Origin of the sequence: Zunongwangia pacifica (assembly GCF_023499215.1) — a bacterium.
Classification (GTDB): Bacteria; Bacteroidota; Bacteroidia; order Flavobacteriales; family Flavobacteriaceae; genus Zunongwangia; species Zunongwangia pacifica.
In genome coordinates this window covers 1-13109 of record NZ_JAKHSK010000034.1, presented here as the reverse complement: position 1 = coordinate 13109, position 13109 = coordinate 1, and the positions used below count along the sequence as shown (strand labels likewise).

The following is a 13109-nucleotide window of genomic DNA, read 5'->3' as shown; positions in this document are numbered from 1 at the left end:
GTTTTCCTTAATAATCGATAGCATCATAAATAACCTGCTGAATTTTTGTTCGGATATCTTCATGAATCAGTTTCCTGTTTGTAGAATCGGGATACACTCTATTCGATAGAAAAATATAAACTAATTCTTCTTCAGGATCTGCCCATGCAAATGTTCCTGTAAATCCACTATGCCCAAAACTACTTTTTGAAACACAAGAACAGGCAGGACCACCACCTCTAATTTGTGGTTTGTCGAAACCTACCCCACGCCTTACATTTTCTTTGCAATAATAACAGGTATTAAATTTTTCAATTGTACCCGGCTTTAAATACTTTTCACTTCCGTAGGATCCACCCTGTAAATAGGTTTGCATAATTTTAGCAACATCGTTGGCATTACTAAATAATCCGGCATGTCCGCCAATACCTCCCTGCATTGCTGCTCCCTGGTCATGAACATAACCATGTACCAGTTGTCCACGCCATAATTTATCATTTTCGGTTGGTACAATTTCGTCTAAAGAAAATCTGGTGAGCGGTAAATATCCTGTATAATTTGCACCTAAAGATTTATACAAATGATCCTGTGTTAAACTGTTAAGATTGGTTTTGTAATAGGCCTCCAAGTAATATTTAAGAATATAAAAAGGTAAATCACTATACTTATATTCCTTTTTTCGGTTTAAATCGCTTTTGGCGATAATATCGACAATCGTATCCTGCATATCTTCCCTTATAAACATATGCTCGGCCACTTGTGCATTAAAACGATCGTCGGCAGTTTCATGATAATATAATTTAGAAGGTCTTTTGGTGACGGCATCGATTGTGGGTACATAAAAAGGAATCCATGCTTTTAAACGTGCGTAATGCATTAGCATATCCTGTAGTCTTATGTTCTCTTTATTGGTGCCTTTAAAAACGGGCATTATTTCGCCCAATTTTGTATCAAAATCTATAATTCCTTCTTCTACCTGTTCCATAACCAGTGGTAGCGTAGCCAAAATTTTAGTAAGTGAGGCCAAATCATAGACCGAAGTGTCTGAAACGGGTTTGATATGCTCGTAAGTATAAAATCCAAAATTTTTACTATAGATAACCTTACCTTTTCTAGCCACTAAAACCTGTGCCCCAGGAGTCATTTTCTTGGCAATCGCATAATTAACGATAGAATCGATTTTCTTTAACTTAAAAGAGTTCATACCTACCGTTTCAGGAACGCCGTAACTTAATCGCTCAATCGCTTTGGTGTCGTATCCCGTACCTTCTGGAAACTCAATTCCCGTACTTACCGGTAATTTTCCTTTTGCCTCAATAGCTCCAAAAATCACCTGAGCTGCTTTTTGCTGTGCAACTTCACTATTTTGATAGGCTACTAAAATGCTTTGAAGATTGGTTGTACTACGAATATCTAAAAGTGAATATGGACTGGTAAAAACGGATAATAATGTATTATTTTCTTTCGCAATTTCATGCAGCCACAATAAGTCTTTACCACTAAATCGATACGATTTCCAAGGATTTTTATTGCTCTTGTGGAAACCAACAATTACATAATTATAATTTTTAAGCTTGTATAAAAGATCGGGTAATCTTTCTGCGGAAATATGATCTACTTTCGCATATTTCTTTAATTGCTGAAGAAAAGGGCTGCCATCGTCATCTCCTAATTCAACATAGGCTATTTTTTGCTCATCCAGGTGTTTGATAGGAACCATTCCTTTATTATTTCTAATTAAAGTCATGGCATTTTCCATCAATTTCTCATACAAAGCATCATCTCGAACATTATTTAGTTCTTCATAAAGAAATCGTTCTGCAATAGGCTCGTAATGGTTTAAACCGGCTTTATATTTTGCTTTTAAAATCTTTTTTACCGAATGTGCTAAGCGATCTTCGGTAATTTCGCCTGAAAGATAAGCCGACTTCAGTTTGGCTATGGATTTTGGAACATCTTCAGAAATTAATAAAATATCGTTCCCTGCCCTAAAAGCAGCAAGGTCAATTTCTCCCGGTTCATCATAATTCGATGCGCCGCGCATATTTAAAGCATCCGTAAAAATTAGGCCTTTAAATTGTAGATTTTCGCGTAACATTTCTGTTACTACTTTTTTAGAAAGTGAGGTAGGTCTTCCCTCCTGAGTGCCCAAAGCAGGTACGTTTAAATGGGCAACCATCACACTGCTGAGACTATCCTTAATAAGTTCTCGATAAGGATATAATTCTACCCCTTCAATACGTTCTTTTGGAAAATTGACCGATGGTAAGGTTTTATGCGAATCCTGATCGGTATCACCGTGCCCGGGAAAATGTTTTGCGCTGGATAATATTCCTTCGCGGTGCATCCCACGCATAAAAGCCAGGGCTTTTTCAGTAACGTTTATTTTGTTTTCTCCAAAGGAGCGATTACCGATGATGGGGTTAAGCGGATTGGTATTGATATCGACTACCGGAGCAAAATTAATATGAATTCCCAGTCTTTTGGTATGTCTGGAAATCGCGGCGCCAGCTTCTTCAATTAGTTTGTTATTCTGAATAGCGCCTAAAGTCATATTCCACGGGAGAGCAAAAGTAGAATCTAAACGCATGGCCAATCCCCATTCCGCATCCATACCTACCAGAAGCGGAGTTTTACTTAACTCCTGAAATTGGTTAGTGATCCTGGCTTCTCTCCCCGGTCCTCCTTTAGAGAAAATAACTCCACCAATATGATTTTCCTGAATTAGATTTCGTATTTTTTTTATACCCGCTTCACTTCCATTTGTAAAAACATCGACCATAAATAGCTGCCCTAATTTTTCTTCCAGGGAAAAACCGGAATAGATACTGTCTACCCATTTTTTTTGTGCTACGCTATCTTTAGTTAATAACGGATCTGGAGTGGTACCGCTTTGCGCAGATCCTCTAAAAACAAATAGAAATAAAAATGCTGGTAAGAATAACCTGAAACTGGTTCTTAACATCATTAGCTCATAAATCGCTTATGCCAACTATCTGATGCAGGAACCTCCCAATCTGAAAGATACTCAGCTTTGTTATTTACAAGATTATTGAAGACAATGGTATTAGGGGAAACCGACTTGTTTTTTGCCAGTTTTCTAAAATCGGTTAATGTTTTATAAGCTACAAATTCACCCTGTTTAAAAGACACATTCATCTTATCTAATAAGTCGACATTGTATTCTTTTTCAAGCCTTTGAATAAAATGAACTGAAGCATCAATTGAACATCCTGAAGCTGCATTAACTTCCTGATCTAAACCAATGGTAATAAACCTTTTATATTTTATCTCGTAACCGGCCTGAAGGTTGGCGCCGTGTACCGTCCATTGGGTTAAAAATTCATCTAATTTTTGCTTAATTTCAACAAGTTCTTCATCGGTAAAAGAACGATTGGACTGATAAATCCACACACGGGAATTATCTGGTAAGGATTCAAAAGGTACTAACATAGTGTGGTGGTCATTTTATGATTAAAAGCTGATTTGTAAAATTATAGTCGCAAAAAGACTGCCAAATTTCATACAAAATCGGCTTTATCGGATTTTATTTTTTAAATATCTGAATTAAAGATCGTTGGCATTTGCGATCATTTCGGCAACATCCATAACCGCGACACTATCTTCTTTTTCTTTACTTTTAACACCGTCGGTCATCATCGTATTACAAAAAGGGCAGCCTGCGGCGATTATTTCAGGATTTGTTTCCATGGCCTGCTCGGTTCGGGCAACATTTACGTCTTTATTACCAGGTTCTGGCTCTTTAAACATTTGTGCACCACCGGCGCCACAACATAACCCGTTGCTTTTGCACTTGCGCATTTCGATAAGCTCCACTTCAAGCTTTTTAAGAAGATCACGAGGAGCTTCATATTCTCCATTAGCTCTTCCTAAATAACAAGGGTCATGAAAGGTAATACGTTTACCTTTAAATTTCCCTCCTTCAACCTTTAATCTTCCTTCGTTAAGCAACGATTTAAGAAATTGGGTGTGGTGCATTACCTGATAGTTGCCTCCCAGAGAGGGATATTCATTTTTAATGGTATTAAAGCAATGAGGACATGCGGTAACTACTTTTTTAATCTCGTAGCCATTTAAAACTTCAATATTCATTGCAGCCTGCATCTGGAATAAAAACTCATTTCCGGCACGCTTGGCAGGATCACCGGTACAACTCTCTTCTGTACCCAATACAGCAAAATCTACCCCTGCTTCATTTAAAAGTTTTACAAAAGCTTTGGTTATTTTCTTGGCACGATCGTCAAAACTTCCTGCACAGCCAACCCAAAACAGCACTTCAGGTTTTTTACCTTCAGCCATATATTCTGCCATGGTTGGTACTTTAATCGCTTCTGCCATAGTCTTAAAATTCTATAATTTCAATTAGTTTTCTTTAGCCCAATTTAATCGATCCATCTGATTATAAGGCCAGGGAGCGCCATTGTTTTCGATATTGGTTAACGATACGGCTAACTCGTTTGGAGCGGCACTTTGCTCCATAACCAGGTATCTGCGCATCTCTAAAATGATAGAAAGCGGATCGATACCTATCGGGCAGGCTTCTACACAAGCATTACAGGTGGTACATGCCCAAAGCTCTTCCCTTAAAATATAGTCGTCTAGCAATTGCTTGCCATCATCTTCAAATTTGCCGTTTTTATTGATATTATCTCCTACTTCTTCCAGACGGTCTCTGGTATCCATCATAATCTTTCGGGGAGATAATTTCTTGCCGGTTTGATTAGCGGGACACTCTGCCGTACATCGTCCACACTCGGTACAGGTATAGGAATTTAATAATTGAACCTGATTGAGATCCATCACATCTGAAGCGCCAAATTTCTCGGGTTCCCCTTCCTCCTCACCTTCAGGTGGTGCAGCAAAAGGATCGGCATTGGGATCCATCATTAATGCGACTTCTTTTTTAACCGCTTCAACATTATCCATTTCTCCTTTAGGTTTTAGTTTAGAGAAATACACATTAGGAAAGGCTAAAAGAATATGAAGATGTTTTGAATAATATAGGTAATTCAGGAAAAATAAAATTCCGATAATATGCAACCACCAGGCACCTCTTTCAATAATAATTAAAGTACTATTGGATAACCCTTCAAATAAGGGAGCGATAAACTGACTTATAGGAAAACCGCCTATAATTCCGCCTTCGTGTGCATAATGGACAGCTCCGTTTATCTGAAGCTGATAATCGGCAGCATTCATTACCAGAAAAAGGGTCATTAACACCATTTCAAAATAGAGAATATAATTGGCATCATTTTTAGGCCAGCCTTTTAATTCTCTGCTCAAAAATCGATAAATATTCAGCACATTTCTTCTAATCCAGAAAATGATCACTCCAATAAAAACAAGCAATGCTAAAACTTCAAAAATCCCAATGAGAACGTTGTAGAAACCTCCCATAAAAGAAAGTACGCGGTGCGTACCAAAAAGGCCATCAATAATAATCTCTAGTACTTCTATATTAATAATAATAAACCCCAGATAAACGATCACATGTAAAAACCCGGAAACAGGTTTTCTAACCATTTTACTTTGCCCAAAAGCAATTCTTAAGGTTTTAGACCAACGCTCTGAAGGATTATCTGATCGGTCTATGGTTTTACCCAGCTTTATATTTCTGAGCATTTTTTTAATATTCCTTACAAAAAAAGAAATACCAAAAACCAACGCTATTAAAAATACAATTTGTGCTACGATTTGCATACTGCCTTTATTTTAAAGAATCCTTAGGCTCTTCGTAAGGGCCAGGATTTTTTCCGAAAACAGAGAAATGAACATAACGTTTCGGGTTCAGTTTTATATCCTGAAGTAGTTCTTCCAATTGTTTGGTAGCGCGATCTAAATTATCATAAACTTTATCGTCATTAAGCAGTTTTCCTGCTGTCCCTTCACCATTATTTAAATTATCTGCAATTCCTCTAAAATCGGCCACTACCGTTTCTAAATCATCTGTAATCTGACCTAGATTTATCGCTTTTAAAGAATCTGAAACCGTTTTAAAGTTACCAGACATCGCATTAAGATTATCGAATGTTTGGTTTAAATTTTCAGCATTTCCCTTTACTATACCCTCTAAAGAGGTACTGGTTGCTTTTAGAGAACGCATGGTCTGATTAAGATTTTTAAACGTATTATTGATATTATAAGTGGTACTATCGTTTAAAAGGTCATTGATAGAGGTTAAAAGCGAATCTGCACTTACCACCGTACGTTCTAATTTTTGCTGAAGCGGTGTAAGGCGTTCATTAACGAGTTCCATAATGCCTTCTTCAACATTACTTTGCAAAGTATCACCAGATTTTGCCATTTGTCCCGATTCATATTCTGGTACAATGGCTAGAGATTTTCCGCCAATAATTCCACCTCCATAAACTTGTGCCGTACTGTTTTTAGAGAAATTGAAGTCTTTTTCAACAGTAAAAGTTACTAAAAGTTGTCCTTGTCTATTCAAGAAATCAATATCGGTCACCTGTCCTACTTTTAGACCATTAATAGTAACCGCAGATGATGGGGATAATCCTTCGACCTCATCGTAAACAGCGTAAAATGTTCGGCTGGAATCCAGTAAGTTCTTACCTTTTAGAAAACTATAACCAAAAATTAATAGTACAATAGCTACTATGGCAAGTATAGCGGTTTTAACCTCATTAGAAATTTTCAAAAGCTAGTAATTTTATTTATGCAAACAAATTTAGGGATAAATATAGGAAAGTCCTTTAATTGAGATTAGTTTTTAACGCCTCATTAACTGTAATCTTCTCTCCATTTTTAAAGGCTACGATATAACTACTGGGGTAACCTTTGCTAATTGCTTTTTGATGTATCTTCTGAATATCAATATAACTAGAGGTCTCGCCAAGGTAATATTTGTAAAGTTTGCCTTCTTTTTTTCTAAAGACACCGTTTAGTCCTTTAAAATTATATGATTTTGTTTCCAGTTTTTTAGAGCCTGCCGCAAGCTGCACACTAAAAATGATTCCCTCGTAATAATCTGCAGGTTTACCATCTATACTTACACCCGACTCAGATTTTGGTACATTGGGGTGAGACTGACTTATACTTTCTATTGCTGATAAATTAATTTGATCGCCATAACCTAAAATTCCATCTACGATGGCACCGGCCATTCTATTCTGTCCTGCAGTGCTGTTTAAAAATGCTCCTTCGCTATTATTGGTTAAAAAACCAACTTCAACCAACACACTGGGCATATAGGTTTGGTGCAATACAATTAAAGCGCCTTCTTTTACCCCCCTGTTTTTACGCTTAAGATCATTCGTAAATTTCTTCTGAATTAAATCGGCTAAAAGAATACTTTGATTAAGGTATTCTTCCTGCATTAAAGTCATTCCTATAAAAGATTCTGGAGAATTAGGATCAAAGCCATTATAAGTAACTTTATAATCCTCTTCCATATAGATTACCGAGTTTTCTCGTTTGGCAACTTCAAAATTCGTTTCATTCCTATTGAGCCCCAAAACAAAGGTCTCGGTGCCTGACGCCTGAGAGCTGTGTGCATTACAATGTACAGAGACAAATAAATCGGCTTCGGCATCATTTGCAATCTGGCCACGCTCCATTAACGGAATAAAAACATCTGTACTTCTTGTATAGACTACTTTTATACCTTTACGCTCCAATTCTTTGCCTACTTTTAAAACTATACTTAAGGCAATATCCTTTTCTTTATAGCCATTCCCCATATTCCCGGGGTCTTTGCCGCCGTGGCCCGCATCTAACACAACCACAAATGGATCTGTTGGCATTGGTTTTTCTGCAGCAAAAAGTTGCTGATTAAAAACTAAAAAAAATGATAATACTAAAAGATAAAGTACTTTCGTTCTCATAAATAAGTAACGCTAATTCTTGGGTGAATATTTTAATTACTATTTTCGCGCAATCACAAAAGTTAGCTAAAAAAATATATGTAATTTTGGAAACTCAAAAAGTAAGCCATTCTTTACAAAAATAGTACTTAAAGCATTGCAAACAAATATACCTAATATACTTTTTTGCTGTATTTTTCTATTGTTCTCGAGTATGTTTCTACAGGCTCAGGAACTAGAACAAAATCAAAGTATTAGAATAGAACCGAAAAAAGATTCACTTGTAATGGTGAGTACTTTGCCATTGGCAGAATTGGTAAGGACCCAGGATAGTATTCTTGGCCTTTTTGAAAGAGATACCTTAAAACAGTCTCGCCAAAACCGTATGATTACCGATGTTGTAAAGTATAAAGCAACAGATTACATGCGCCTTAGCAATCGTGAGAAAAAAATGTACCTGTATAACGAAGCTCAGGTAGTTTATCAGGATATGACCATTGATGCCGGTTATATCATCATTGATAATGAAAAAAATGAAGTATATGCCTACGGGATAACCGATTCTACCGGCACATATACACAAACCCCTGTATTTACGCAAGGTGGCAAAACAGTAGAACCCGATTCCATCCGCTTTAATTTTGATAGTGAACGGGCTTTGGTTTATAACTCCAGGACGCAGGAAGCTTCTTTTAATGTGAAGGGACAGGTCACTAAGCGAGAAAATGACTCGGTGTATTTTATGAAGAATGTACGCTTTACAACTTCAGAAAATGTAGATGATCCCGAATATTACTTTTATGCCCGAAAGATTAAATTTGTTCCAGACAAGAAAATTGTATCGGGGCTTGTAAATATGTATATCGCCGATATTCCCACGCCACTAGGTTTGCCTTTTGGATATTTCCCACTTACACAGGAGCGTACTTCTGGTTTTATCATTCCATCTTTTGGAGATAGCCAGCAGGGTTATTTTCTGCAAAACGGAGGGTATTATTTTGCTTTAAGCGATTATGCCGATCTTTTAGCTGTAGGGGATTATTATACCAATGGTAGTTACGCTATGCGTTTAGAGTCTAGCTATACCAAAAGATATAAATTTAGAGGGAATTTTAGTTTCAGGTACGAGAGACAATATAATAGTGAAAGAGGTTTTCCAGATTTTTCAGAAAGCTCGGTGTATAACATACGATGGTCGCATAGCCAGGACGCTAAGGCCAGTCCATCTTCAAGATTCTCGGCTTCGGTAAACCTTGGTAGTAGTAATTACTATCAACAGTCTGTAAACCAAAGTAACACGGCAAACTTCCTAAATAACACACTTAGTTCTTCTATTTCGTACAGCAAAACATTTGAAACTACACCTGGAATAAACTTTAGCCTTACCGCTACACATAGCCAGAACACCAATACCGGAGAAATTAATATGACGTTGCCTACCTTACAGGCTAGTGTTGATAGGATTTATCCTTTTGCACCAAAAGGGGGTTCTAAAAAAGGTATTATTCAGAATATAAACCTTCAGTATAACCTACGGGCAGAAAATAGGTTTAAAACGACAGATGAACTTTTCTTTCAGCCAGAAATGTTTAAAGATGCCATAACAGGAGCGCAACATAGCATTCCACTTGCCACAAACTTTAAAATCCTAAAATATTTTAGTGTTAGTGCAAGTACCAATTTTCAGGAAAACTGGGTGTTTAAAACCTTCGAAAAATCTTACGACCAAGCCAATAATACTGTTATTACAGATACTATAAATGGTTTTGATGCTTATCGTACGTATAACTTTAATGCAAGTATAGGTACTACCTTATATGGCCGTAAAGATTTTAGCAAAGACAGTAAGATACAAGCTATTCGACATGTAATGCGCCCATCGATTAGTTACGGAATCAACCCTGCATTCGATCAATATTACGATACTTACGAACGTACTTCTTTAACCGATGGTTTAACTGAACTGGTAGAATATTCGCGTTTTACCGGAACGCTTTATGGTGCCCCTAATCAAAACTACTCCAGTTCTATAGGATTAAGCATCAGTAATACTTTAGAAGCCAAAGTACGGGATAAAGACAGTACGGCTACCGAGCCTAAAAAGATTAAGTTATTAAACAATTTTAGTTTAAGTACTTCTTACAACCTTGCGGCAGATTCGGTAAAACTGGCACCAATTTCGGTTCGTGGAGGTATCCCAATTGTTCAAAACAAACTAGATATTAATTTTACAGGGAATCTGGATCCTTATGCCCTTAACAACAGTAACCAGCGTATCGACAAGCTCAATATCGCAAATGGTGGTAGTTTGTTTAGACTTACCAATGCCAATGTAAGTTTTGGGTATTCCTTTTCAACTAAAGATTTTTCAGATAAGGATAACGAAAACGAAGATGAGATTGATAATGAATCTAAGCGAAATGGTGGACGTCCCGATGATCTCTTCGGAAAAAATACCGACTTAGACGGCAATCTTTATGAAGATGAAGATCCTTTTGAAGGGAAAGATGACAAAGAAAATAGAGAATGGTATAATTATAAAATTCCGTGGGATATACGCTTATCTTATACCATGACCTATAATAACTCAAGAAGGCAAAACGAAATTACCTCACATTCTATCATGTTTTCTGGTGATGTTGAATTATCCCCAAAATGGGCGGTTGGAGCATCTTCTGGATTTGATATTAGGGAGCATGGTTTTACCTATACTCAATTTCGCTTTCAGAGAGATTTAGATAGTTGGCGAATGAGCTTTAGCTGGGTACCTTTTAGTGCGCGTAGATCTTGGAATTTCTTTATTGGTATAAAAGCCTCTATGCTTAGTGATATTAAATACGATAAGCGTAGACAACCAACAAGAGTTATAGGAAGAAATTAAACCAAAACCTTTAATTATGAAAAAAGAAATCATTAAAACAGATAAAGCCCCTGCTCCTATCGGACCATATAATCAGGCTGTAAAAACCGGGAATATGGTATTTATTTCAGGGCAAATTGCTATTAATCCAGCTACCGGAGCATTAGAAACCGACGACTTGGAAACCGAAACCAAGCTGGTGATGGAAAACTTAAAAGCCATTCTTGCTGAAGCCAATTGTACTTTTGAAAATGTGATTAAAACATCGATTTTTATTAGTGATATGAATAACTTTGGAAAAATAAACGAGATTTATGGTACTTATTTTCAGGCTGAAACTGCTCCGGCGAGAGAAACGGTAGAAGTTGCCAATCTTCCTAAATTTGTAAATGTAGAGATTAGTGCCATTGCCGTGATCGATTAAGCAACAGGAAATTTCAACAATAATCACCTGTAAACTTTATAATATCGGCTATAATTAGTTACTGCAATATGTAATTAATTATAGCCGTTTTTTATTTCTTCTCTATTTTCTAAATATTGTTTCAAACGTTTTTCCAAAAAGAATCACCTGAGCTTTTTTAAGAAAAAGTCTCTGCATTAGTTAAACCATTCTTGTAAATATTTACCATTAGAAAATACGAACTAGCATGAAATTGGTGCCTTTTTGAGTATTTTAGTTCCTGAAAGACCAAACGAGGATTAAAATTTGAATAGATATTTCGTTGCTAATGAATAATCTTATTACAAGTACAGAGGAATTAAAAGATATACTAGATGATCCTCATCTTATAATTTTAGATTGTAGTGCGCCATCTAACCAAGCAGGATTAAAATCTAATTGCAGCAACTTAAAGATAAAAAATTCAAGATATTTTGATCTTAAAAATGACTTTAGTAATCAGGAATCAGAATTTCCCAATATGCTACCCACTGTAGAGCAATTTGAAATGGCTTGCAGAAAAATGGGTATAAGCAATCATAACCAGATAGTTATTTACGATAATCTTGGTATTTACACAAGCCCCAGGGTCTGGTGGATGTTTAAAGTTATGGGGCATAATAATGTAACCGTTCTTAATGGTGGGCTGCCAGAATGGGTAAATAGCAATTATCCACTTCAAAACGATTATGATATTAACTATGAAAAAGGTGATTTCAAATGTAATTTTCAGGAAAATCTAATTGCAACGTTTCATAAAATTGAGAATAACAGGGAAAAAGAAAATGCCCTAGTCATTGATGCTAGAAAAACAGAAAGATTTAACGGAATAGAAAAGGAAACCAGAAAAAACTTACGAAGCGGGAATATACCTAGTTCCATAAACATTCCGTTTAATGAGGTTTTAAACAATGGTAAGTTTAAAAACAAGGCAGCATTGAAATTGGTCTTTCAAAATTTAGAAAATGAATCTAAAGAATTGATTTTTAGTTGTGGATCGGGAGTTACTGCGTGTATAGTTTATATGGCAAGTGAATTTATTCTGAATAATCCTAAATCCCTGTATGACGGCTCCTGGACTGAATACGGAACTTTGGTAACTTCTTAACTTAAGCCTTTGGTAAAAAAATAGGAATCTCTGAAACGAAATCCTTAATTAGGCAATAACACGATAATAAGACTTACGGTCTAAATTTTTGTTTTAATTAAACCAATATCATAAACATGAAAAAGTGGATTGAAAAATTAGAATTAGAGGGTGAAAATATAAGATTGATTCCATTAGAAAAATCACATAAAGATTTTTTATTAAAAGCGGCTGCCGATGGAAAATTATGGGAACTTTGGTTTACCTCTGTTCCATCGATAAAAAATATAGACCATTATATTGAAAGCGCTCTTGAAAAAAAGAAAAAAGGAACTGAATTTCCATTTGTGGTTGTTGATCAAAAAAGTGGAGACATTATTGGCTCAACAAGATTTTGTAATATGGATTTTGAAAATAAAAGATTAGAAATTGGCTATACCTGGTATGCGCAAACATATCAACGTACCGGCGTCAATACGGAATGTAAATATTATTTATTAAAGCATGCATTTGAAGAGATGAATTGTATCGCTGTGCAATTTATGACCAATTGGTTTAATTTACGCTCGCGAGCGGCGATTTCCAGACTTGGAGCAAAGCAAGACGGAATTTTAAGAAATCATAGATTAAACCCAGATGGTAGTTGTAGAGATACGGTAATATTTTCCATAACTAATCATGAATGGGCCGGAGTTAAAAAATCATTGAGATACGAAATGGAAAAATACAGGAAGTAAAAAAATTATTGATTATCCGTAAATACTCATAATTTCTTAATTTTGATTATATTCACCTCAAATTCAATATAATGAATATCTTCACTTTTACAGCTCATTTTGATAGTGAGCAATCCTGTCGGGCGCATTTTAAAGAAGCCCGTGACAAGAACGGGGT

At 36.1% G+C, this 13109-nt stretch carries 10 protein-coding genes; 4 read left to right on the top strand and 6 right to left on the bottom strand.

The window, feature by feature from the left end; translation table 11 throughout:
- Positions 1–7: 7 nt before the first annotated feature.
- From L1967_RS17880 to L1967_RS17855, 6 genes are all read right to left on the bottom strand, one after another.
- Complete coding sequence (locus L1967_RS17880; RefSeq protein ID WP_249602900.1) at positions 8–2944, bottom strand: serine hydrolase domain-containing protein; 2937 nt, start codon at positions 2942–2944, stop codon at positions 8–10.
- A 2-nt stretch (positions 2945–2946) separates the two neighbouring features.
- Positions 2947–3432 carry an ABC transporter ATPase gene (locus L1967_RS17875; RefSeq protein ID WP_249602869.1) on the bottom strand — a complete coding sequence of 162 codons (486 nt, stop codon included), beginning with the start codon at positions 3430–3432 and terminating at the stop codon, positions 2947–2949.
- Positions 3433–3546: 114 nt separating this feature from the next.
- Positions 3547–4338: a (Fe-S)-binding protein gene (locus L1967_RS17870; protein ID WP_249602868.1), complete on the bottom strand. Its 792-nt coding sequence runs from the start codon at positions 4336–4338 to the stop codon at positions 3547–3549.
- Between the two features lie 24 nt (positions 4339–4362).
- Entirely contained in the window at positions 4363–5703 is a 1341-nt protein-coding gene (locus L1967_RS17865) for a 4Fe-4S dicluster domain-containing protein (RefSeq protein ID WP_249602867.1), read from the bottom strand.
- Positions 5704–5710: 7 nt separating this feature from the next.
- Positions 5711–6661: an MlaD family protein gene (locus L1967_RS17860; RefSeq protein WP_249602866.1), complete on the bottom strand. Its 951-nt coding sequence runs from the start codon at positions 6659–6661 to the stop codon at positions 5711–5713.
- Positions 6662–6716: 55 nt separating this feature from the next.
- The gene (locus tag L1967_RS17855; protein ID WP_249602865.1) at positions 6717–7847 is read right to left on the bottom strand and encodes an N-acetylmuramoyl-L-alanine amidase family protein; all 1131 of its coding nucleotides are present in this window, start codon (positions 7845–7847) and stop codon (positions 6717–6719) included.
- A 193-nt stretch (positions 7848–8040) separates the two neighbouring features.
- Here L1967_RS17855 and L1967_RS17850 point away from each other — a divergent pair, with 193 nt between their 5' ends.
- The 4 genes from L1967_RS17850 to L1967_RS17835 all read left to right on the top strand — a co-directional run bounded on the left by L1967_RS17850 (position 8041) and on the right by L1967_RS17835 (position 12952).
- Entirely contained in the window at positions 8041–10707 is a 2667-nt protein-coding gene (locus L1967_RS17850; protein ID WP_249602864.1) for a putative LPS assembly protein LptD, read from the top strand.
- Between the two features lie 16 nt (positions 10708–10723).
- On the top strand, positions 10724–11110 hold the full coding sequence (locus L1967_RS17845; RefSeq protein ID WP_249602863.1) for a RidA family protein: 387 nt from the start codon (positions 10724–10726) through the stop codon (positions 11108–11110).
- Positions 11111–11417: 307 nt separating this feature from the next.
- On the top strand, positions 11418–12236 hold the full coding sequence (locus L1967_RS17840; RefSeq protein ID WP_249602862.1) for a sulfurtransferase: 819 nt from the start codon (positions 11418–11420) through the stop codon (positions 12234–12236).
- A gap of 116 nt (positions 12237–12352) precedes the next feature.
- Complete coding sequence (locus L1967_RS17835; RefSeq protein WP_249602861.1) at positions 12353–12952, top strand: GNAT family N-acetyltransferase; 600 nt, start codon at positions 12353–12355, stop codon at positions 12950–12952.
- The last annotated feature ends 157 nt before the right edge of the window (positions 12953–13109 follow it).